This is a genomic window from Chitinophaga sp. NPDC101104 (assembly GCF_050277495.1).
Classification (GTDB): domain Bacteria; phylum Bacteroidota; class Bacteroidia; order Chitinophagales; family Chitinophagaceae; genus Chitinophaga.
The window spans coordinates 1,390,546-1,414,008 of sequence record NZ_JBNNSF010000001.1 but is presented as its reverse complement, the minus strand read 5'-3'; the positions used below and the strand labels follow the sequence as shown (position 1 = coordinate 1,414,008).

The following is a 23,463-nucleotide window of genomic DNA, read 5'->3' as shown; positions in this document are numbered from 1 at the left end:
CAACATGAAAAAAATCACTTCCATATATAAACTCATCCCCGCAGCCGCGCTCACCCTGGCCATCGCCGGGCAAACCGCCTGCACGAAGAATTTCGAGTCGTTCAACACCAATCCCAACGAACTGACGGACTCGCTGCTGAAATACGATTACAAGTACGTAGGCGCCTTCATCCCTGGCATGCTCACCAGTATTTACAGCACGGTAGACTGGCAATACCAGCTCCAGCAAAACCTCAACGCCGACATTTATTCCGGGTTCATGGGCATCCCCACACCGTTCAACAGCGGGAAAAACAATTCCAATTATTTCATGATGGACTGGAACAACTGGGTGTTCAAGGTGCCGTACGATAATATCATGAGCGGATGGAAGCTCGTGCAGGAACGCGGCGCCAAAACGCGGCCCGACCTCTTTGCCGTGGCCACGATCGTGAAAGTGACGGCCATGCACCGCGTTACCGATGTGTTTGGCCCCATCCCCTACAGCAAATTCGGTGCGGGCGGCTTTTCCACGCCGTACGACAGCCAGGAGAGCGTGTACAACGCCTTCTTCACCGAGCTCGACCAGGCCATCGCCTCGCTCACCACGTTCGATAAAACGAACCCCGGCGGCAAGGCGCAGCTCAAACCCTTCGACCTCGTATACGGCGGAGAATACGCCAACTGGATCCGGCTCGCCAATTCGCTGAAACTGCGCCTGGCCGTGCGGCTCGCTTACATCAAGCCCGCACTGGCGAAGCAAAAGGCGGAAGAAGCCGTAGCCAACGAATACGGCGTTTTCACGAGCAACGCCCAAAACGCGACCGTCCATTCCGGCAACGGTATTACGGTGAGCAATTCCCTGTACGTGATCAGCCAGGAATACAACGATATCCGGATGGGCGCCACCATGGAATCGTTCCTCAAAGGGTACAACGATCCGCGGCTGCCGAAATATTTCCGCGCAGCTGCGCTCGCCGGGGGCGGATTCAAAGGCGTCCGCAACGGGATCGATATCAAGGTGAAAACCGATTACGAAACTTTCTCGCCCCTCAACATCGACCGCAGCACGCCCATCCGCGTGATGTCTGCTTCGGAAATGTACTTCCTGCGGGCGGAAGGCGCCATTCGCGGGTGGGACATGAAAGGGACGGCGAAAACACTGTATGAGGAAGGCATCCGCACATCGTTCGCGCAGTTCGACGCTGGAGATGCATCCGCCTATATCGCCAACGGCACCGCCAAACCCGCCACCTACACCGATCCCGTGAACGCAGACAACAACGTCACGGCGGCAGACAGCTACCTCAGCACCATGACCATCGCGTGGAACGAAGGAGACGGTTTTGAAAAGAAACTGGAAAGGATCGTGACCCAGAAATGGATCAGCCTGTTCCCCGATGGACAGGAAGCCTGGTCGGAGTTCCGGCGCACGGGGTACCCCAGGCTCTGGCCTGTGGTGGTGAACCTCAGCGGCGGTACGGTGACAGGCTTCATCAACCGCCTGCCTTTCCCGCCGGATGAATATAAAAACAACAAAGACGAAACCACCAAAGCCGCGGCCCTCCTGGGCGGACCGGATAACCCCGGCACCAAGCTCTGGTGGCAACGCCCATAATATGATCATGCTTGTGAAAACCCGAAGGAGCCGGCGAAAGCCGGCTTTTTTTATTGGCAATATTGACGGATGTAGTGCTCCGTCATATTCAGCCCTCCTTTATCTTTAGCCATTCGAAAAGCCTCACAGGCAAGGCCTTTCTTATCCTGTTTCAACAACAAAATACCTTTATTGCACCATGCGTAGGGGTTTTCGGGACGCAACCGCAGACTGGAATCGATATGCTGCATTCCTGTTTCCATATCTCCCGACATCCCCATGGAGTAGCCCATATTATTCAATAATGACGCCCTTATCTGCTCCTCTTTTACTTTTGCCAGGCCTTGCTTTGCATATTTAATTGCATCACTGTACATCCCCAATTCACCACAACTATAAGATAGGTTCACCAACGCCCCGCTATCCCCTGGCGCAACCTCCAACAGGCGAAGAGAATAACTGACTGCCAATTCATTTTCATTCGAAATGGCGGCGATATATCCCAAATTCTGTAAAGCGATGATACTTTTCGGGTTGATGGCCAGTGCGGAATCCAGGTCTTTTGCAGCCTGAACGAAATCTTGATTGTCCACATACTCCTGAGAGCGACAAATAAGCAACTCGGCATACATCGGATCGGATTTTTCCGTTACTGCAAATCCTTTCTGCAAAAAGCGCTTGATTTCTTCTTCCTTATGCAAGCGACCGGCAAGAAAAATAGCCTTAAAGCAATCCACAGGTGTAGGATGATCTTGTTGCATCCGGGCGCTGGCGGCAGGCCAGGATTGTTCGAAACCTGTTTTGGTCAGCTCTTCAATGATCGCTTCGGGCGTTAATTGATGTACGGAATGACGGGAACAACCGATCAGTGCAAGAAGAAGACTACACTTGAAAAAGAGGTATTTCATTGTATCAGGGTTTAATTATTTACTTCCATCCTCGAACACCACCGTACCATCGGGCTTCTTCAGGGATATTTGCTGGATGGAGCCGATGCCGGCGAAGTTAAAACGGATGCCGTACAACTTACCCACAGGCTCGTTGTAACCGATATCGTAAAGCGCCTTGCCGTTGATGGTAAGCCAGGCATGTTTGTCTTGTACGCGCAAGTGCACAGTGCCGCCGGATGTGAGGTCGGTACCCACGGGACTGAGGTCCGTTCTGCTGCCATGAATCCCCTTTTCAGAAAAAACGAGGTAAGCCCACGACACGCATCCCGGCTTCAGCAGCAACATTTCATGCTGCGATTTTTCGCCGTAGAGCGTGATCATCACCTGCGAACAGCGGATCCCCGGCCGCAGGCGCGAGGTGGTCAGCCGGGCCGTCAGCTCGATATCGTCGCCCGTAGCGTCCCACTCCTGCGTATTCACGAAATCCACATAAAACGTATGCAAGGTGTCTACTCCCGTTGCGTACACTTCTTTTGGCGTTACCAACATTCCTGTAGCACCAAATGCCGGCGTTTCCAGGGGATAAACGCGCGTGGTGTCCAGCTGAGAGTTGGCCGTGGCCGTCCACCCGTTGGTTTTCAGGTAAATGGGAAGGGTATCGACAGGTTGCGAATCGTATAATAGTTTAGCGTAAAAACGGCCGGGTTTTTCATAATAATGCGTGAGCACCGCGCCGGGAGAAATGGGCAAATCCCTTTCTCCATCGCCGAAAACGATGACGAATTTACTGCTGTCGCCCCGGAATCGGTCTGGCAGCAGCACACGGAAAACGGCGGAATGCGGGTTATCGCCCACAGGATTGGAACAGACGAGCTTTGCGCCGGCGGGGCGTTCCGGCGGGCGGTCGATATGTTTCAGCCATTGCCAGGCGAAGATAGCACAGGCGCCGGCCATTAAAATCAATGCGGGCCACCAGCTGATGCGCGGCGCTTTGGGCTGGGGGATTTTGGTGAGCGGGCCGGGCGCTTCGGTGGCCGCTGCGTCTCGGGGTTTCGCGGGGCGGGGGTGTTTGTCCACGAAATCGTCCCAATCCGCGAACCCCGCATATCGGGCGAGGCCGTCGCGGGTCGCTTTCTGGGGATAATAGCGCTCGGTCGTTTTCAACTTGCCGAAAATCCGCTTGAGCGTGCTCGGGCTCAGCTGGATTTCGGACGCGCGGCTCAATATCCCGCTCAGCCGGAGGTAATCGCCATTCGTCCACGAAGCGATTTCCGGATTGCCGAAGTTGCCGGCAACATACCGGCATACCAGGTCCAAATGATAAAATGATTCCTTGTTTTCGTGTTGTTCCATCCCGTTAGGTAGCCTCAGAAGACTTGCTGGTTACAGTTGGTTGATGGGCCGTGGCGCGCCCGTTGCGGCCAAAGATAATCCACTTTTCCAAAAATGGAACCTACCCCAAACTTAAATCGATTGTAATCGGCAGGCATGTGACAATGTTGCCGGCGATACATAATAATATATATGTGAAAAAGGGAAAACAATTGTTCATCTCAGGTGGATGGGCATTCACTACAAATTGACTATCAAACTATTAACCTGTTCAAACTTTTGGTCGGCGATTGATCAGCCCTAAACTTGGCGACGGGATGCCGTTGCTTTTACATTTGTTTCGATCGCTCAACCACGACTTTTCCGCCCGATGCGGAAATCACCAAAATCATTTATTCCAGGATTATGAAAAAGCAACTACTCTTCCTTTGCGCCGTGATGTTGCTGGCCGTAAGGCTGGCAGGCCAGGACCGGCAGGTCAAAGGCACGGTGACCGACGCCGCCGGCAAAACGCCGCTGCCGGGGGCCACCGTCTCCGTTCCGGGTACACCGGCCGGCACTACCACAGACAACAACGGTCATTTTACCCTCCGCCTTCCCACCGGCGCAGGCAAGATCACCGTTTCGATGCTCAACTATGCCTCCCAAACGCTGGATGTTACGCCCGGCCAGCCGGTCGAAGTTTCCCTCGTTACCAACACCCGCGAGCTGGATGAAACGGTGGTGGTGGGTTACGGCCGGCAAAAGAAAAAAGACCTCACCGGCGCGGTGGCCACCATCAGCGCCAAAGACGTGGGCGGCCGGCAGACGCTGAAAGTCTCCGATGCCCTGCAGGGCGCTATGGCCGGCGTGTCCGTCACCCGCAGCAGTGGCTCCCCCGGTGGAGGTTCCTCCATCCTCATCCGCGGCATCACTACCATCGGAACGAACGGCCCGCTGGTGATCGTAGACGGTGTGCCCGTTTCCAGCGTAGACAACGTAAACCCCAACGACGTGGAAAGCCTCTCTGTCCTCAAAGACGCGGCCTCCGCCTCCATCTACGGCTCCCGCGGCGCGGCCGGCGTGATCCTCATCACCACCAAACGCGCCGGCAACGGGCGCCCCAGCCTCGAATACAACTACGAATACGGTGCCCAGAAAGCGACGGCCATGCCCAAATACGTGGGCCCTCAGGATTATATGCGCTACTTCAATGAACAGGCCGTGAACGACGGCGCCGCTTCCGGCGCTTATGCACAGCCGTTCATCGATGCTTATCTCGACAGCAATCGCGTCAACCCGGACGAATTCCCCGTGACCGATTGGGAGAAAACGCTCCTTCGCCACCGCACTGCACCGCGGCAGCGCCATGAAGTCATTTTCACGTCGGGGACAGACAAACTCAAGACCAAAGCCTCCCTCAGCTACTCAAAAGCAGGCGCGTTTTACGACAACTATGATTTCGAAAGGTATTTGCTGCGCGTCAACAACGACCTGCAGATCAATTCGAAGCTTTCCGCCGGACTGGACATTTTCTACAAACGGACGGAAGAGAATTCCCCCAACACCGATCCCATCTACCTGAGCCGCATCATGCCCGGCATATACGACGATTATTACAGCGATGGGCGTTTCGCCATTTCCAAAGACGGCCGCAACCCCGTGGCGCAACTCTATGGCGGCGGGTCCAACCGCGACCGCTACAACCAGATCGGCGGGCGACTTCTGTTCAATTTCCGGCCGGTGGAAGGATTGACACTTACGGCCCAGGTGGCGCCAACGTTCGACATGGATAAATTCAAGAACTTTTCCGCCCAGATCAAATTCACGAACCCGAACGGCTCTCCCAGCACCGTGGTGAACCAGCCACGCACCACGCTCGGCGAATCGCGGAACGAAAACATTTCCATCAACGGGCAACTCCTCGCCAATTACGCCCGCAGTTTGCGCGGCGGCCACGACATCGATGTACTGGCGGGTTACGAAGAGAACTACAATAACTACGAATCACTGAGCGCGGGCCGCAGCGGGTTTCCGCTGACAGGGTACCCCTATCTCAACGCGGGGTCCATTGAGCTGCGCACGAATTCCGGCTCGGCCTCGGAATCTGCGCTCCGCTCGTTTTTCGGCAGGCTGAAATATGCGTATAAAGGGAAGTACCTGGTGCAGGGGAACCTCCGCTACGATAAATCATCCCGCTTCGGCAAAGCCTACCGCGGCGCGGTTTTCCCTTCCGTTTCGGCAGGATGGACGGTTTCCGAAGAATCGTTCCTGAAGGGCGCCAGCTGGCTGTCGTTCCTGAAAGTGCGCGGTAGCTGGGGCGAAGCCGGCAATGAAAGGATCGGCAATTACCCCTACCAGGCCACACTCGATTTCACAAACGCCCTTTTCTACCAAAACGGCGGCGTGGTGCCGCTGAGTGGCGCAGGCCAGCAGGTATATGCCGTCGAGAATATTTCCTGGGAAACCACCCGCACCTCAGACCTCGGTATCGACGCGGCGTTCCTCGACAGCCGGCTCAACGTTTCAGCTGGCTACTTCAAAAAATCGACTTTCGATATCCTCCTTCCGCTCGACATTCCTTTATACCTCGGCTACGACAAGCCCAATCAGAACGCCGGCACCCTGCATGTAAAAGGCTGGGAACTGGATGTGAACTGGAGAGACCTGATCGGGAAAGTCCGCTATTCCATCGGCGCCAACTTCTCCGACGCCCGCTCGCGCATCGGCGACCTGAAAGGCACCGAGTTCCGCGGCGATCAGATCATCCGCAACGGCTCGGAGTATAACGAGTGGTTCGGATATGTGTCGAACGGACTGTTCCAAACCGCGGAAGAAGTGACGGCCGGCCCCGTGATGGGCGCCAACACCAAACCCGGCGACGTTAGATATATAGACATGAACAAAGACGGGGTGATTACGCCGGACGACAAGATCCTTCTCGGCGGCGCGCTGCCCCGTTATCTCTATGGCGGCAACGTGCGGGCGGACTATATGGGTTTCGACGCGGGGCTTTCGTTCCAGGGCGTAGGGAAAAAACTGAGCCGTTTGGGGACAGATATCGTGCAACCGTTCGCAGAAGCTTTCGGGAACGTGCCGCAGGAAATGGTCGGCAAGTTCTGGAGCAAAAACAATACGGCGGAGCAAAACCTCCAGGCCACATATCCCCGCCTGTCGAGAACGTCTAACGGGAATAATTACACGCTGTCTGATTACTGGCTGAAAAGCGGCGCCTACTTCCGCCTGAAAAACGCGACGCTGGGCTACACTTTGCGGGAACATTTGCTGAAGACGGTTGGGGTGCAGTCGCTACGGGTGTACCTGTCCGCCAACGATTTCCTTTCCTTCAGCAAATTGCCCAAATACCTCGATCCCGAGGCCGGCAGTTACAGCTATCCCATAGTGGCCACATTTATGGTGGGCGCCATCGTCAAATTCTAAGTTCAACCAAAAAAGATTTCACGTGAAAAAGACATTATCCATCATATGCCTGGCCGCGGGGCTCGCATCCTGCGCCAAACTGGACCTTACACCACCGTCGGAACCCTCTACCGGCGGGTTCTATTCCAACCAGACCGAGCTGGAACTGGCCGTGAACGACCTGTATCGCCTGCCGTTCTGGGGGAACGACAATGAGCTGTTTACCGACAACGACTGGCACCGCGCGCAACTGACCAACGCCGTGATCGGCGGCACCATGAACGCGGAAGACGCCAGCGTGCAAACGTACTGGCTGAATGCCTACAAAGCCATCGCCCGGGCCAATTCCTACCTGGCGAATATGCAGCGCGCCGCCGCCACCACGCCCGCTGCGGTGATGACGCGGCTCGAAGCCGAAATGCGCCTCATCCGGGCTTATCAATACGCACGCCTCATCGCCAGGTTCGGTGACGTTCCGTTCATTACGAAGCCGCTGACGCTGGAGGAATCCGGCGGCATTACGCGCACTTCGCAAAATACCGTGCTCGATTTCGTGTTCGCGGAGCTGGATTGGGCGGCCGACAATCTGCCCGCCACATACGGAGCGGGCGAAGTGAAACGCCTGACGAAGGGCGCCGCGCTGGCCATCAAAGCCCGTACGGCATTGTATGCAGGGAAATGGGCAGAAGCGAAAACCGCGGCATACAAGGTGATGCAACTCGCCAATGCCGGTGTGTACACGCTGGAAGGGAAATACGACCAGCTTTTCCTGAAAGCCGGGGAAACCAGCAAAGAGATCATCCTTAGCATTCCCCGCGATGAAAAGCAGCAAGTATTCAACGGCGCGGGGTTCGTCCAGGATTATATCTGCCGGAATGCCGGCGGCTTCGGCGCATGGCTCCCCACACGAGACATCGTAGACGCTTATGAATGTACAGACGGCAAACCCATCGACGAATCGGCCTCCTATGATCCGCAGCATCCCTTCCAAAACCGCGATCCCCGGCTTACGATGACCATCGTCGAATTCGGGACGCCCTGGCTAGGGTTCTCCTATCAGCCGCACCCGGATTCACTTACGACCCGCAATTTCAAAACCGGCGGCATGGTCCCCAATTTCGACAACCGCGCCGTACGCCCCTTCGCCAGCTACACCGGCTTCCTCTGGAAAAAAGGGATCGATCAGACCTGGGCAGACAGGCTGGTGGAAGATAACGACGCCATCATTATCCGTTTCGCCGAAATACTGCTGACCTATGCAGAAGCCAAAATCGAGCTCGGCGAAGGCGACGCATCCGTCCGCGAGGCGATCAACCGCGTGAGGGCACGGGCTTACAGTGTAGCCGTTACCGATATATCGAACTATCCTTCCGTTACCACCGCCGATCTTGTAGAACTGAAAAAAATCGTGCGCAGGGAAAGAAGGGTGGAGCTGGTGAAGGAAGGCCTTCGCTACATGGACCTCATCCGCTGGCGGCTGGCGGAAAAAGTCCTGACCAGGCCGGTGATCGGCCTCCCCGATCCCGCCAATCAAAACCGCGCCAAATGGCCCTTCCCTGGCGTAACCCCGCTCGATAACGACGGAATCGCCGACTATTCCTCTTTTGGGGCAGACGTGAAAATACTGGTGGAAAGGAAATTCGATAAATCGAAACAATACCTCTGGCCCATACCCGCCGTAGAAAGACGCGTGAACCCGGCCATCACCCAGAACGAGCATTACTGATAAAAGTGAATATGAGACACATGAAGATATCAACAGTTTGTATGATGACAGTCCTCGCCGCGGGGCTCACCAACCTAGCGGCGGCCCAATCCGATAACGGCGGGGGGAAACCGCTGCAGATCAGCGGCGTGTACCCCCACCTCACCGTCTTCAACGAAGGCGGCGGCTATCCCTGCAAGGGCGACGGCGCAGAAGGTGGCATTGGCGCCATCACGCCCTGGGCGGGCCAGTTATGGATGGTAACCTATTCCCCGCATTGCCCCAACGGCAGTTCGGACAAGCTGTACAGCATCAGCAAAGACCTCCGCCTCACCACCCATCCGGAAAGCGTGGGCGGCACACCGGCCAACCGGCTCATCCACCGCGAATCCAACCAACTGATCACCGGTTCGTACTTCATAGACAGCAAGGGAAAAGTGCGCGTGATCCCGCTTTCGACCATGCCCGGCCGCATGACGGCCACGGCGCGCCACCTCACCGACCCCGCCAACAGCGTATATTTCTACGACATGGAAGGGATGGTGTATGAAGCGAATGTGCACACCCTGGCCGTGAAGAAACTCTTCCACAAGCCCGTTCCCGGATGGCACGGCAAAGGCGCCTACACCGCGCAGGGCCGGTTCATCATCGCCAACAACGGCGAGCACAAGGTTTTCGACATCAAAGCGACCGATCTCCAAACCGGCAGCGCACCGAAAAACAACGACGAAAAAGGCGTGCTGGCCGAATGGGACGGGAAGAAATGGACGATCGTGGAGCGGAAACAATTCACCGACATTACCGGCCCCGGCGGCATTTACGGTTCGCCCGACGATAAGGCGCCGGCCTGGAGCATCGGTTGGGACAAGCGCTCCGTCATCCTCAAACTCCTCGACAACGGGCAATGGTACACCTACCGTTTGCCCAAAGCTGCCCGCACCTACGACCATTGGGGCGGCTGGTATACCGAATGGCCGCGCATCCGCGAGATCGGGAACGGTAAAATGCTCATGGATATGCACGGTATGTTCTATGATTTCCCCAAAACCTTCACCAGGGCCAATAGCGGCGGCATTGCGCCCATCGGCAGCCACCTGCGCTACATTCCGGACTTCTGCGAATGGAACGGGCAGCTGGTCCTTTCGACAGACGAAACCACCATCCTCGAAAACCCTTACGCCGGACGGTCGCAGTCTAACCTCTGGTTCGGCACGCCCGAAGATTTGAAAACCTGGGGCCCCGCCTCTGGCTGGGGTGGCCCCTGGATGGGCGACTCCGTGAAAGCCGGTGTTCCCTCCGATCCCTACCTCGCTTCCGGAACGGGGAAGAAAGTGCTGCATCTCAGCCATGGAAACGGATCGCCGGTGGTTTTCACCATTGAAACGGACGAAAAAGGAAACAACGAATGGTCGGCTTATAAGAAAATAACGACCGGCAAAAACGGCTATGCTTTCTTCATTTTTCCGGACAGCTTCAACGCCAGCTGGGTGCGCATCCGGGCAAATAAAAACTGCGTGGCGACGGCTTTCTTCCACTACGGCGGCCAATTGCACGAGCAGGCCGATCCCATATTCGCTTCGCTGGCGGGCATCGAAGAAGACGGTGTATCCGGCGCACAGTTGATCCGGCCTTCGGCGGGGAACAAAAACCTGCAGGTATTGAACATCGAAGGTGGGAAAAAGCGGTACGCGGAGATCGGGGAAACCTTGCAGAATGTAGCTTCCGTGGGCGACAGTTCGGCTCAGATGGAAAAGATACTGGCGCTTGAACGGGATTTCGAGGTGGATGACGCCTCCGTGATCGTGACCGACAAAACCGGTACGTTCCGCCTGCCGAAAACTTCCGCGCGGTACGATCAGCCGATGGCATTCGGTTGGCCCCGCGGCGCGAGGGAACTGGAATCGGAAAGATACATGCTGAACGCGCATGGAACGTTTTATGAAATCGGCCGGGAGTCAGGACTCGCATCCATCCGTCCCGTTTCCACCCACAAAAGAAAGATCGCGGATTACTGCACCTGGCGTGGATTGCTGGTGATCAGCGGCACCCGCGGCGGCGCATCGCCCGACGGGCAATACTTCGATACCCAGGGGCCGGCCGGAGGATTATGGTTCGGCGCCATCGACGATCTCTGGAAACTAGGTAAGCCCGTGGGCGAAGGCGGCATGTGGAAAAACACAGCGGTAAAGGCGAACGATCCCTCCCTGCCGTTCCTCATGACGGGGTACGACAAAAAATCGGTAACCCTCCGATCCGACAAAACCGTGCAGATCACGCTGCAGGTGAATACCGACCTTACCGGCTGGCATACTTACAAAAACATCCGCGTTCCCGCCGGGCAAACCGTTCGCCACGTATTCCCCGAAGGCTACAATGCCCACTGGATAAGGGCTGTATCCGACAAAGACTGTACCGCCACCGTGTGGATGAAATATGAATAAAATGACGCAAACCATGCAAACAGAAAAACCTGCCCTCCGCGCGCTGTTTTCCGCACCCGTGATCGTAGCGGCGCTGGGATATTTCGTGGACATTTACGACCTGCTGCTGTTCGGCATTGTGCGCATCCCGAGCCTGCGCGACCTGGGGCTGAGCGAAGCCGCCATTTCCGGAGAAGGCGCATCCATCCTCAATTGGCAGATGACCGGGCTGCTGCTCGGCGGCATTCTCTGGGGTGTGCTCGGCGACCGGAAAGGCCGGCTGTCGGTGCTTTTCGGGTCGATCATCACCTATTCGCTGGCCAATTTCGCCTGCGGTTTTGTGCAGGACATACCGCAATACAAAATCCTCCGGTTCATTGCCGGTGTGGGATTGGCCGGAGAGCTCGGGGCGGGCATCACGCTCGTGTCCGAAAGCCTGCCGAAGCACCTGCGCGCACTGGGCGCTTCGCTGGTGGCGGGTGTGGGCCTACTTGGCGCAGTGGCAGCCTACTTTACCGTGGAGCTGTTCAGCTGGCGTAACGCGTATTTCGCAGGCGGTGCGCTCGGGGCGATGTTGTTGCTCCTGCGCATCGGGGTGTTCGAATCCGGTTTGTATGTGAACATGAAAGACATGACGGGCGTGCGGAAAGGGAGCTTCCTGTCGTTTTTCACGCGGAAAGACAGGCTGGTACGCTATCTGAAATGCATCGGGATCGGGTTGCCCACCTGGTACGTGATCGGCATACTTTCGACCTTCAGCAATGAATTCGGAAAAGCCCTTGGCATCGTGGAAGAAGTGAAACCGGGGCTGGCCGTAATGTGGTGTTACGTAGGCCTCGCCGGCGGCGACCTGCTCAGTGGCTACATTAGCTACCGGATGCAATCGCGGCGGAAAGCGGTGATGCTGTTGATGGGTTTTACTTTCGCGGGAAGCGTGATCTTCCTCTACGCCGGTATTAATACCGCCGCCATGCTCTACTTTGCCACGCTATGGCTGGGTTTCGGGATCGGGTACTGGGCGATGTTCGTGACCATCGGGGCGGAACAATTCGGCACCAATATTCGCGCTACGGCCGCCACCACCATTCCCAACATGGTACGGGGCACCGTTGTGGCGATGACCTTATCCTACGGATTCCTCAAACCGCTGGTGCATGAAGTGAACGCCGCGGCCATCGTGGGCGCCGTCTGCTTTGCGATCGGATTTTATTCCATCTTTACGATCGATGAAACCCATCACCGCGACCTCGATTTCGTGGAAGAACATTAATACGTTGACAGATATCGATACGATCCCACCGGGAGCCGGCTTATACCGGCTCCCCTTTATTTCTGGCAAAAACGGTTTTCCTTTTCATCCACAACTGGTAGCAAACCCCTCCCGCGAAATAAGCCGCCACATCGCCCCAATCTCCCGTATACCGCGGCGAAAACGCCGGCGCCAACACTTCCATCACCAAAGACACGTACGCCGCCACGAAAAGCACCCAGCCAAAAGGGAAAACGAAACCCGGATCGCGGGCCACGGTGCGCCGGATGATGAGCAACGCCAGATGCGCCATGGCAGGAACGGCCAGGAAATCGGTCAGGTAGCCGTTGAGAAAGGGCAACGGATGCCCGATGCCGCGGAAAAAGTGGATAAACGCCCATGCCGTGGCGAAACCGATCAGCAACCGCATGTCAGACCACCATTAAAATCACCCCCGCCAACGATACGCTGATGATCAGCGCCAGGGTGCCGAAGAGGTAAAATGCACTGTCTTTCAGGGTCCGGACCACCGGCCCATCGCCCGGCTTCAGAGGAAGGAACATCGCCCGGATGCCCTGGAACCAATTTTCATGCTGCTTTTGCTGTAAGCCGTCCTGTTCCATACATATCGATTTAGAACAAATGTACTAATCAATTAGAACAAAAGACCTAATTAAAATCAGTTTTCCGCAATAGCGGCTTATATTTGGGTATGGACACCAAATCCAGGATCCTCGAAACAGCACTGGCGCTGTATAACGAACAGGGCATACAAAGCGTCACCAGCAGGCACATTGCCGCGGAAATGGGCATCAGTCCGGGTAACCTGCATTATCATTTCCGGCACACGGACGATATCATCGTGGCCCTCTACGAGGCGCTTACTACGCAAATGGACGCGCTGGTACTTGAAATGGAGCGGATCGAAAACGCCAGGCCGGAAGCTTTGCTGGATTTCGCGGAGCGTACGTTCCCGGTGGTTTTCAAGTATCGCTTCATCTTCCTGCACTTCCCGGAAATCGGGCTGCGCGTGCCCTCCGTCAAGCAGCAATACACGGAACTGGTAAAACGCAGGGAAAAGGAGTTTTTATCGTTTTTCAAGGCCTGGCAGGAAAAAGGCATCTTCCGGAAAGACGTGCCCCCTCATATCCTGCAAACGCTCGTCACCCAGATATTTCTCGCGGGAGATTACTGGCTTTCCCATAACGAGCTCACCGCCCGGCTCAAAGGCAAAGAGGCCGCCAGGGCTTACCGGCAGGTTTTCGCGGGCCTGTTCTGGCCCTATCTCACCGAAAAAGGAAGGAAGAAATTCTCAATGTAACCAACCCGCCTGCCGCATCCAGAACAGGCAACGGCCGAACCATTCGTCGAACGGCGGTTCCTGCAGGAACCCATGTTCCCCTTTCTGGTAAATATGCAGCGATGCCGGGATTTTGTGCGCCCGGAGCGCCAGGTAAAACTGAATACTGTTCTGCTCGCCGACCACGGAATCGTCGCCCGCATGTACGAGAAACGCGGGCGGGGTGAGCCCATCCACCTGCAACTCATTCGAAAAGCTCTCTACCAAAGCGTTTGCCGGTGCATCGCCAAGCAAATTCCGCCGCGATCCGGCATGGCCGATACTATCCGTAAAACTGATGACAGGGTTCACGAGCAGCATGAAATCCGGCCGGACATTCACCGCATTCCCCTTGAAATGCGTACCCGCTGTGGCCGCTAAATGTCCACCGGCGGAAAAACCCATGATCCCGATCCTGGCGGGGTCGATCTTCCAATCCGCCGCCTTCGACCGAACGATGCGGATGGCTTCCTGCGCGTCCTGTAATGGCGCCTGCGCGGGCTCGGCGATGAGTTGGGCGCTGGGCAACCGGTATTTGAGCACGAATGCCGTGACACCCGCTTTCACAAAAGCCCTGGCCACATCGCGGCCTTCGCGGCCGAGCAGCAAGACGCCGTATCCGCCGCCCGGACAAATAATCACCGCCGTGCCGTTGGCTTTCCCTTTTTCCGGGGCAAATATTTCCAGCGACGGCCGGGTGATATTGGAAACGAGCAGTCCTACCGTTTTATCGGTTCGCACGTCCTCTTTCGCTGTTGCGGCGGCCGGCAGCATCCCGGGCACTTTTCCGCCGTAGAGCAAAATCGTTTCCTGGGCGGAAACCGTGCCGGTCAGCAGCGTCAGTCCCAAAGCCAACTTGAGCATACGTCAACTTTTTATGCATATTATTTCGATACCGTGAAAACATAATTCCCGGAACCCGTCGTGAATACGGCGTACCCGTTTTCCGTCCGTACCGGTTGCAGGGGCTTTCCGCTTTCCTTCACCACTGTTCCGAATTGCTGCGGGAGGTATACTTCTGCCGATGTATTCCCGGGAATCGTCGTTTTGAGGGTATAAACACCGTTCCTGATATTCCACTCACTGGCGATCTTTCCGTACATACTTTGGATATGCCCTTTCGCGAAAGTCAGATTCCCGGCGGGTTGCGGCTTGATGACGATCTTCCTGAAACCGGGCGCCGCGGCGTTGATCCCCAGCAGCGAACGGTAAAACCATTCGCCGATGGAGCCGAACATCGGATGGTTTTGGGAATAGGTATTGTCTGAATATTTCCAGGTTTCCCACAGCGTGGTAGCGCCGTTTTCGATCATATGCCCCCACCCCGGGAATGTTCGCTGGTCGGCGATTTTGTAGGCCACATCGTTCAAATCCCGCTCCCGCAGCACGTCGAACATCATCTTGGTACCGAAGATGCCGGTGGAAAGATGGAAATCCTTGTTTTCGATGGCCCGCAACAGCGCCTGTTGCGTTTTTCCATCGTCATCGCCCTGCGGAATACCCGCCCATAGCGCCATCGACTGGGCCGTCTGCGTTCCTTTCCGGAATTCTCCGGTAGCAGAATTAAAGAATTTCGACTGGATGGCCGATCGGATATCGTCGCGGAGTTTTGCGTATTCGGCGGCATCCTCCGTTTTGTTGAGCACGGCCGCGAATTCCGTCATCATTTTGGCGGTCAGATAGTAGAAAATGGATGCGGTGAGCGGCACCTCCCGGTCGTCGAGCCCTTCATGATCGCCGAGGTCTTCCTTCTCGAAAAGGTTCCCGATGGCACGTTCCCGGAGGAATTCGAGCTGCTTTTTCATCGCCGGGTAGCTTTCTTCCACGATCCCTTTATCGCCATAATGCTCGTACATTCTTTTGATGAGGAACGGAAAACCGGCCTGCCAGCCCATCGGGCCGGAACCGTCGCCGGGACCTGCGTCTGCGATGCCGACATAGGGCGCGGTTTCCGGAATGCCGCCCATCGGCCGCTGCGCGTCGATATGGTCGCGGATGGTTTTGACGTAAAAAGCGGGCATCCCGAAATGATGCATGAACGAACCCGCACTGCAAAGGATGTCGCCGGAATACGCGAGTTTTTCCCGCGCAGGGCAATCGGATTGAATGCTGAACACATTGCTGAGGAACGTCCACCGGATCACTTCATCCAGCCTGTCCAGCATTTTATTGGACGAGCTGAAACTCCCTGTAGCCGGGAGGTCGGCGCTCATCCGCAGTCCGTCGATATCCCCTGTCCCTGGTTTCCCCGGCCATCCGGAAATTTCCACGTACCTGAAGCCGTGGAAGGTAAACCGCGGGTGCCAGGTTTCGCGGCCGCCGCCTTTCAAAATGTAGCTGTCTTCCTGCCAGGCGATATGCGGCGCCCCGGGGCCGCCGTTCCCTCCCTTGATCTGGCCGGCAACAGCGGTCATCACGTTCAGTTGCCCATCTTTCAGAGTATCTTCCCCATACCGCAAAACGATCTCTTTCCCCGCAGGCCCCTGCACGCGCAGGCGCACGGCGCCGGCGAAATTCTGTCCCATGTCTGCGAGAAAAACGCCGGGCTTCACTTCTTTTATGCGGACGGGTTTCAGGATTTTCGTGATGCGGATGGGCGGCTGCCCCTGGGCTTCCATCCTGCCTTGCGGCCCGGTTGCCGGCACTGCGGCCTTCCAGGTCCCTGCGGGATTTAATGCCGCCCAGTTCCTGATTTCGCGGCGGGCATCGTACTGCTCCCCGAGGTATACATTGTTGCGGACCACGGGCCCGGGTGCGGTTTTCCAGGAGCCGTCGGTACCGATGGTCTCGGTTTTACCGTTCGCGTAGGTGATGCGGAGCATGGCGTTGGCGACAGGGCGGCCGGTCTGTAAAAAATCCCGCCAGTTCCGGGAGCCCCACATCCGCAGTGGCAGCGGATTGTACCATCCGTTGCCCAGCATGATGCCCATGACGTTTTCGCCGGACCGCAGCATCGGCGTAACGTCGTGCACGGCATAGAGGATTCGTTTGTTGTAGGTCGTCCATCCCGGATCGAGCAGCTGGTCGCCGACTCTCTTTCCGTTGACATAGGCTTCATAATAGCCAAGGCCCGTGATGTACAACCTGGCTGAAACGATTTTCCCGGATGCGGTGAATTGTTTTCTCAACAGCGGCATGGGATCTTCGGCGTAAAAATCCCGCGGATTTTCGGGAACGCCGCTGCCGTCCCCGATCCAGCTGGCCGACCAATCTTCCGGCCGCATCGCCGCCGTTTCGAACCAGGCCGGCTGGCTCCATGCGGATGCGCGGCCTTTGTCATCGAACACCCTTACTTTCCACCAATACCGCGTGAAGCTTCGCAAAGGCGCGCCTGCATAGAGGATATGGATGTTTTCGGTGGAAATGATTTTGCCGGAGCGCCATGCATCGCCATTTCCCTGCATATTCGTACTGACGATGATCTCATAAGCCGACTGCCGCAGATCGCGGCCATTCCCGCCGATCATCCAGCTCAGCCGGGGAGCGGGCGCGTCTATGCCGAGGGGATTGCTGCGGTATTCGCAACTCAGTTCCACGGCCGAAACCGCGGCAGATTGCGCGAACGTGATTTGGGCGCATAGCATCAGCGCCAGGAACATCCATTTCGATTGCATGGGCTATTGTATGATTTTCAGTTTTCCGTTTTCTTCCGTCACTTTATAGATCCTGACGCGCGTATGCGGCGCGCCGTTGGGAGCATGATAGGAAATGCGCAACTGGCCGCTGAAATCGCGGAACAGCATGGCATGGCCGCCGTCGTCGGCATTCAGCGGTCCGGGATCGTGTTTCCACGGGCCTTTCAGCTCGCCGCTCGCAGAGCGGGCAACGCCGATCGCATATTTCCCCGACTTCGTGAAACTGCTCCAGATCATGATCATTTCTCCGTTTTGCATCCGGTGGAAGAAAGGCCCGTCCGTCACGATGCCAGTCTTCCCTTCACCACTTACCGGGCCCGTCCATGGCGCATCTCCAGCCCGGGTCAACTCAATAGGCTTACCAACGGCGGATTTCAGGTCGCGGGAAAGGCGTTGGGCCATGATGCGCCCGTCTCCCACTTCCAGCCACTCCCAACACCAAACCAGCCAGGGCTTCCCGTCTTTTCCGGTATAGATGATCCCGTCGAGGCACATATTGGAATCCGGCGTGGACGGACCGTTTTTCAGCGGCGCGAAAGGCCCTGCGGGATGATCACCCACGAGGATGGAGGTGCCGCGCTTGCGGCCCGGTGCGCTGAAAGTGGCGAGCATATAAAATTTACCACGGTATTTGTAGACGTCCGGCGCCCAAAAGTCTTTCGTTCCCCAAAATCCGGCCGGCGGGTCGAAGGCGATGCCGGCTTTCTCCCAATTTTCGAGGTCCCGGCTTTTGTAGACCGCGATGCGCGGGTTTTCGTTGGCGTAGAGATAATAGGTACTGTCGGCCAGATTCGGGAACACGAACGGATCGCGTATGCGGAGGTCGGCCGTTTTGACCTGCGCCACCGCCAGCTGCGCGGCCATCAGCATGATCCCCACAAAAAATCGCCCGCATCGGGACGCGTTCTTTCTCAACATGGTTTTCTGATTTATGGCTGATCGATGTTCGACGGGATTTTCTTCATAACGTTCGTTCCGGGCAACGGGCTTCTTTCAAAAGTAGGCATGCCCCGGCGAAAATCCCAACAATGAAAAGGAATTTCGCCGTCAGAACTGTCCTGCCCCATCCTGACCGCCGGCCCGATTCTCCCCAAACTTGTTTAATTTTGGCGGGATTCAACATTACCGGCAATTACCAATGGGATATAAAAGTTTACAAGACTGCATTACGGACCTGGAAAAGCACGGGCATCTCGTGCGCATCAAACAGGAGGTGGACCCTTACCTCGAAATGGCCGCCATCCACCTGCGGGTATACGAGCACCAGGGGCCGGCATTGCTGTTCGAGAACATCAAAGGCAGCAAATTCCCCGCGGTATCCAACCTGTTCGGCACCCTCGACCGGTCGAAGTTCATGTTCCGCGACACGCTGGAAAAGATCAAAACGCTGGTAGATATCAAGGGAGACCCGATCAAAGCCGTCAAACATCCTTTCAGTTACCTGAACGTAGCCGCCACGGCGCTTTCCGCGCTGCCCATGAAAACCGGTAGCCGTGCGCCCATCAACTTCGGCCGCACCACCATCGGCGAATTGCCGCAGATCGTGAACTGGCCGATGGACGGCGGGCCTTTCGTGACCATGCCGCAAGTGTATACCGAAGACGCCGACAAGCCCGGCATCATGGGCGCCAACCTTGGCATGTACCGCATCCAGATGGGCGGGAACGAATATATCCAGGACAAGGAGATCGGGTTGCATTACCAGTTGCACCGCGGCATCGGGATCCACCAGGCCAAGGCCAACGCGAAAGGGCAACCGCTGAAAGTGAGCATTTTCGTGGGCGGACCGCCGGCTCACCCCCTTTCCGCCGTGATGCCGCTGCCCGAGGGATTGTCGGAAATGACGTTCGCCGGCGCACTGGGGAACCGCCGTTTCCGGTATTTCTACGACGATGAAGGCTATTGCATTTCCGCCGACGCGGACTTCGTCATCACGGGAACGGTGATGCCGCTGGAAAACAAGCCCGAAGGGCCTTTCGGCGACCACCTCGGTTACTACAGCCTTACCCATCCTTTTCCGCTCATGAAAGTGAGCCGCGTATATCACCGGAAAAACCCGGTTTGGTCGTTTACCGTTGTAGGCCGTCCTCCGCAGGAAGATACCAGCTTCGGTGCGCTGATCCACGAGATCACCGGTAATGCCATTCCAAAAGAGATTCCCGGTGTTCATGAAATCCATGCCGTAGATGCGGCGGGCGTACATCCGCTGTTGTTCGCCATCGGCAGCGAGCGGTATACGCCCTACCTGAAGGAACGCAAGCCCCAGGAAATCCTCACCATCGCCAACCACATCCTGGGCAGCAACCAGCTGAGCCTGGCCAAGTTCCTGTTCATTTGCGCGAAGGAAGACGATCCGCAGCTGCATACGCACGACATCGAGAAGTTCCTCCTGCATATGCTGGAGCGCATCGATCCCGCGCGCGACCTGCATTTTTATACCAACACCACCATCGATACGCTCGACTATACCGGCAGCGATCTCAACGCCGGCAGCAAGGTAGCCATCGCCGCGGCGGGCGAAAAACGCCGGGAGCTCTGGCGCGAACTGCCTGCAGGGTTCGATTTGCCACGCCCGTTCACGCAATTCAAAATGGCATTGCCGGGCGTACTGGCAGTGGAAGCGCCCGCTTTTACCGACGAGCACGAAACGGCGAAACAGATCGCCCAGCTCGACGAACATCTCAAAAACCGGCAGCTGGACGGCCTTCCGCTGATCGTGCTGTGCGACGATGCGGGCTTTACGGCGGAGAACATCAACAACTTCGTGTGGGTAACATTCACGCGGAGCAATCCCTCCCACGACGTGCATGGCATCAACCCCTTCATCCGGCACAAGCACTGGGGATGCACCGGCCCGCTTATCATCGACGCGCGCATCAAGCCGCATCACGCACCACCGCTCATTAAAGATGCTGCCGTGGAAGCGAAAGTGGACGAGCTGGGGAAGAAAGGCGGCGTACTGCACGGCATTATCTGATCACCCATCCCACGAAAAATAAAAAAACGGCTGATGCGCAACGCACCAGCCGTTTCCATTTGTATCCGGGTGAAGGTTAGTCTTTCAGGTTGAGGTACTTCTGCACGGATTTGTAATTGTTCCAGTCCACATCCGCACCGGCTGCTTTCCGCGCCGCAACGCCACCGGGGATGAGGATATACCGGTATTGCCAGACTTTCTCGTTCTGCGCGTTCAAACCGGTACCGGCATCGATATTGGAAACCAGGTTAACAGCGCCTACCGTGAACAATGGCGTGATGTTCACAAAAATGCCGAAAAACGCAAAATCCGCCACAGGCAAAGGCATCACCAGTGGATTGGCGGCCGTCCTGAAGTTGATGTATACTTTGATATCGCCTTTGGCAAGCATATCCGCGTCGATTTTCGGCGCATTCATACCACCATAGAAAGTAAAGATGGTGTCGCCTACTGCCACCACGTTCGTATCTATTTCGGGGAACCCGACGTCGAGCCAGTCCGAATAAATGACGTTGGCCGTTCCGGGATCGCCTTTCGGGCCGGCGGGGCCACCCGGGCCAGCGGCGCCACCAGGGCCGGCAGGACCTGCAGGGCCCGCGGGGCCCGGGTCTCCGTCTTTACCGCATGCGGCCACAAATAGCGCCAGTAAAAGCAATGGGACATATAAAACGCGGGGCATGTTCGTTTTCATAAAATCAGATTTTAGGTTATAAAATAGTTGCGTGATTGTAACGATTCAAAGCTTAGTACCAAACCATGTACGAAGTGGCGTCTGTTGCGTCTACCATGTCGAACTGGTGCGGGCCCGTCTGGATGAACCACCATCCGTCCGGGTTGATGAATTTGACGGCGGTTTTCAGGTACGCGTCCATCGCTTCCGGCGGTACATCGCCGAGCTCACCGAGCAGCGGAAAGACGGTTTTTCCACCAGTGAAATTGGGCGTATCGGTACCGAGCCCGAAATTCAATGCGAGGCCGCCCGATTCGAGGAAAACGAAACCGAAAACATCGTATTGGGAGCCGTATTGGAAGATGAGGAAGGCAAAATTCTCCAGCTTCCACAAACCGTAGGTATCCCACACGCCTTTGATGTTGAATGCCGTCCCGCGCCAGTAGGTTTGCTGGGAAGCCTGGTACCAGCGTCTTCCCGCGTTAACGTCTATCACCAGCGGAGCGATGGCCCCGGAGATGCTGCCTGCCGTAGCGCCGTTGACGCTCAGGTTGAGCGTGGTGCCGTTCCACGTCATGCCCGACAGCCGGGAAATGGTATTGGCACCGTCTTGCAGGGGCTCGGTGAGGACCAATCCATCTGCGGAGTAATTGTATTCCGTGGTGTGCGACTGCGGGTTTCCGCCGCCATCGCGCCAGGTGAAGGTGATGGTATGGAAGCTGGGATCGATGCGCACTTCGTATTGCCGGCCGCCGATGGTGAGGCGTTTGAAGTAGTTGAGGATCTTTTTCGAAAGGTCCGCGATCCGTGCGCCGCCTGCCCATTTACCGGATTGCCAGGCGTCCAGGTCGGCTGCGGAGGCCTTGCGCAGGGTCATTTTGGCGCCCTGCTGCCGGCCCGTCAGTTTGATGACGTCTGCCGTCACAGAATCCATCGAAAATTCGAAATCACCGTTCAGGCCCACGCCTTCCGGCCCGCCGGAAATCGAATCTGCCGGATCGGAGAGGATGTGGATATAGGAATAGCTGTCGAACAGGAGCGACGGCTGCTGCAACGCTTTGAGGCGGAAGCTGCTTTCCTTCCGTACGGACGATGACGTGCCGTCGAAATCGGAGAACATCTTCACGCGGTTGGCGTTGTCGAAGCTGAAGTGGAACCGGTAGGTGACGTTATTCTTGGTGGTCATTTCGCCATTCCAGCCATTGGCCGAAGCGGCGAGGGTAGCCTGGTATTCGTTTAGCACGCGGTTGATGCGCTGGTCGGCCGTTTCCGAAAAAACCGGGTCCGGTTCTTTCCGGCAGGCGGCGAGCGTAATGGCGGCCAGTATGATACAGGAGAAAATTCTCTTCATGACAGTTCTTTTTATTTGATCAAAGCTACCAGTGCCGCGCGGGTCCGGGATTGCAGGTTATAGAAATTGACGCCCCAGCTGTTGCGGTAATATTCCACCACCATGGCTTCCTTCTGGCGGAGCAGTGCGCGCGCCGCTGCGGGCTGGGTACCGTCGCCCCCGGCCACGGTCACGTTATTGACGAGCCGGTCGAAGCCGCTGCGGCCTTCCGTGAGCATCGTGGCTACGATTTCCACGAAATCCTCGTCGGGGCCGGACATGGAATAGGCGGTGATGAACCCGCGGCGGCGGGCTTCGTTATCCGTATAATTCACCCAGTTGGCGGTGTATTTGCCTACGGTGATGCGCTTGTAGTCGGGCGAGTAGGAAACCGTCTGGTTCAGGATATGCCCGAATTCGTGCTGGATGGTGTGGAACATCTGTTTCACATTGGCGGAGTCGCCCGGAACGAACCCCGGCATCCAGTTCACCCGGAAATCGTTCAGGGTATACAGTTCGATGGTGCGGCCGCCTTCGGCGGTACCGAGGGTGATGGTGCCGTCCATATTATATTGGGAACTGCCGACGAGCACGAAGTACTTGGGTGTATAGCGCTTCACGAACAGTGCGCCCATTTCATCTTCGAACGGCTTGATCCATCCGCGGCGGATGGTGCTGAGCACGGGGATGATCTTGGCTTCGTGCGGGGGCACCAGCGCCTTGGTAGGGTCCAGTTCGCCCTGTTCCCATTTATATTTCACGGTCATGTTGTAGGGCGTGGTCATGCTATCGATGATCCAGGTGTCTACGGGGCCTTTCGCCCAGTCGTCGCCCCCCAGCCCGGGGATGTTATCAACGTTGCCCGGGTCGTCGTCTTTCCGGCAACCGGCGAACAAGGCGAGCAACAGCAGTGATATCGTTAAATGCTTCATTTGCATAAT

The 23,463-nt window shown here is 56.7% G+C and carries 17 protein-coding genes; 7 read left to right on the top strand and 10 right to left on the bottom strand.

Annotation, left to right across the window (positions count from 1 at the left end; genetic code table 11):
- The first annotated feature begins 4 nt into the window (after positions 1-4).
- Positions 5-1,597, top strand: coding sequence for a RagB/SusD family nutrient uptake outer membrane protein (locus tag ACQKLP_RS05825; protein WP_427320941.1), 1,593 nt, complete (start codon positions 5-7; stop codon positions 1,595-1,597).
- A gap of 50 nt (positions 1,598-1,647) precedes the next feature.
- On the opposite strand, the gene ACQKLP_RS05820 is transcribed toward ACQKLP_RS05825, so the two are convergent.
- Both ACQKLP_RS05820 and ACQKLP_RS05815 read right to left on the bottom strand, forming a co-directional pair.
- Positions 1,648-2,484, bottom strand: coding sequence for a tetratricopeptide repeat protein (locus tag ACQKLP_RS05820; RefSeq protein ID WP_427320939.1), 837 nt, complete (start codon positions 2,482-2,484; stop codon positions 1,648-1,650).
- A gap of 15 nt (positions 2,485-2,499) precedes the next feature.
- Positions 2,500-3,783 (bottom strand): hypothetical protein, encoded by a 1,284-nt coding sequence (locus ACQKLP_RS05815; protein ID WP_427320937.1) that lies wholly within the window; start codon positions 3,781-3,783, stop codon positions 2,500-2,502.
- Positions 3,784-4,203: 420 nt separating this feature from the next.
- Here ACQKLP_RS05815 and ACQKLP_RS05810 point away from each other — a divergent pair, with 420 nt between their 5' ends.
- Genes ACQKLP_RS05810 through ACQKLP_RS05795 form a run of 4 tightly spaced genes read left to right on the top strand, consistent with a single transcriptional unit; the run spans position 4,204 to position 12,592 of the window.
- Positions 4,204-7,218: a SusC/RagA family TonB-linked outer membrane protein gene (locus ACQKLP_RS05810; protein ID WP_427320935.1), complete on the top strand. Its 3,015-nt coding sequence runs from the start codon at positions 4,204-4,206 to the stop codon at positions 7,216-7,218.
- 22 nt (positions 7,219-7,240) lie between these two features.
- Positions 7,241-8,923: a RagB/SusD family nutrient uptake outer membrane protein gene (locus tag ACQKLP_RS05805; RefSeq protein ID WP_427320934.1), complete on the top strand. Its 1,683-nt coding sequence runs from the start codon at positions 7,241-7,243 to the stop codon at positions 8,921-8,923.
- A 41-nt stretch (positions 8,924-8,964) separates the two neighbouring features.
- A complete protein-coding gene (locus ACQKLP_RS05800; RefSeq protein ID WP_427320932.1) occupies positions 8,965-11,343 on the top strand; it encodes a hypothetical protein in 2,379 nt (792 codons plus the stop codon).
- A gap of 13 nt (positions 11,344-11,356) precedes the next feature.
- Positions 11,357-12,592, top strand: coding sequence for an MFS transporter (locus ACQKLP_RS05795; RefSeq protein WP_427320930.1), 1,236 nt, complete (start codon positions 11,357-11,359; stop codon positions 12,590-12,592).
- Positions 12,593-12,632: 40 nt separating this feature from the next.
- Here the strand turns inward: ACQKLP_RS05795 and ACQKLP_RS05790 are convergent, their stop codons facing one another.
- Positions 12,633-13,001, bottom strand: coding sequence for a hypothetical protein (locus ACQKLP_RS05790; RefSeq protein WP_427320928.1), 369 nt, complete (start codon positions 12,999-13,001; stop codon positions 12,633-12,635).
- 1 nt (position 13,002) lies between these two features.
- Entirely contained in the window at positions 13,003-13,194 is a 192-nt protein-coding gene (locus tag ACQKLP_RS05785) for a hypothetical protein (protein ID WP_341843108.1), read from the bottom strand.
- Positions 13,195-13,283: 89 nt separating this feature from the next.
- Here ACQKLP_RS05785 and ACQKLP_RS05780 point away from each other — a divergent pair, with 89 nt between their 5' ends.
- Entirely contained in the window at positions 13,284-13,892 is a 609-nt protein-coding gene (locus ACQKLP_RS05780; RefSeq protein WP_427320926.1) for a TetR/AcrR family transcriptional regulator, read from the top strand.
- Here the strand turns inward: ACQKLP_RS05780 and ACQKLP_RS05775 are convergent.
- Genes ACQKLP_RS05775 through ACQKLP_RS05765 form a run of 3 tightly spaced genes read right to left on the bottom strand, consistent with a single transcriptional unit; the run spans position 13,884 to position 18,463 of the window.
- Positions 13,884-14,774: an alpha/beta hydrolase gene (locus ACQKLP_RS05775; RefSeq protein WP_427320924.1), complete on the bottom strand. Its 891-nt coding sequence runs from the start codon at positions 14,772-14,774 to the stop codon at positions 13,884-13,886. The two genes, ACQKLP_RS05780 and ACQKLP_RS05775, sit on opposite strands and share 9 nt — an antisense overlap.
- 20 nt (positions 14,775-14,794) lie before the next feature.
- Entirely contained in the window at positions 14,795-17,524 is a 2,730-nt protein-coding gene (locus ACQKLP_RS05770) for a family 78 glycoside hydrolase catalytic domain (protein ID WP_427320922.1), read from the bottom strand.
- A 3-nt stretch (positions 17,525-17,527) separates the two neighbouring features.
- Positions 17,528-18,463 carry a glycoside hydrolase family 43 protein gene (locus tag ACQKLP_RS05765; RefSeq protein WP_427320920.1) on the bottom strand — a complete coding sequence of 312 codons (936 nt, stop codon included), beginning with the start codon at positions 18,461-18,463 and terminating at the stop codon, positions 17,528-17,530.
- Between the two features lie 220 nt (positions 18,464-18,683).
- Between ACQKLP_RS05765 and ACQKLP_RS05760 the strand changes: the two genes are divergently transcribed.
- The gene (locus ACQKLP_RS05760) at positions 18,684-20,522 is read left to right on the top strand and encodes a UbiD family decarboxylase (protein WP_427320918.1); all 1,839 of its coding nucleotides are present in this window, start codon (positions 18,684-18,686) and stop codon (positions 20,520-20,522) included.
- A gap of 76 nt (positions 20,523-20,598) precedes the next feature.
- Here ACQKLP_RS05760 and ACQKLP_RS05755 read toward each other — a convergent pair whose 3' ends face one another.
- From ACQKLP_RS05755 to ACQKLP_RS05745, 3 genes are read right to left on the bottom strand one after another with little or no spacing between them, the layout of a single operon-like run.
- Entirely contained in the window at positions 20,599-21,213 is a 615-nt protein-coding gene (locus ACQKLP_RS05755; RefSeq protein ID WP_427320916.1) for a hypothetical protein, read from the bottom strand.
- Positions 21,214-21,265: 52 nt separating this feature from the next.
- Positions 21,266-22,543, bottom strand: coding sequence for a DUF4302 domain-containing protein (locus tag ACQKLP_RS05750; protein ID WP_427320914.1), 1,278 nt, complete (start codon positions 22,541-22,543; stop codon positions 21,266-21,268).
- A gap of 11 nt (positions 22,544-22,554) precedes the next feature.
- Entirely contained in the window at positions 22,555-23,454 is a 900-nt protein-coding gene (locus tag ACQKLP_RS05745; protein WP_427320912.1) for a zinc-binding metallopeptidase, read from the bottom strand.
- Positions 23,455-23,463 lie beyond the last annotated feature (9 nt).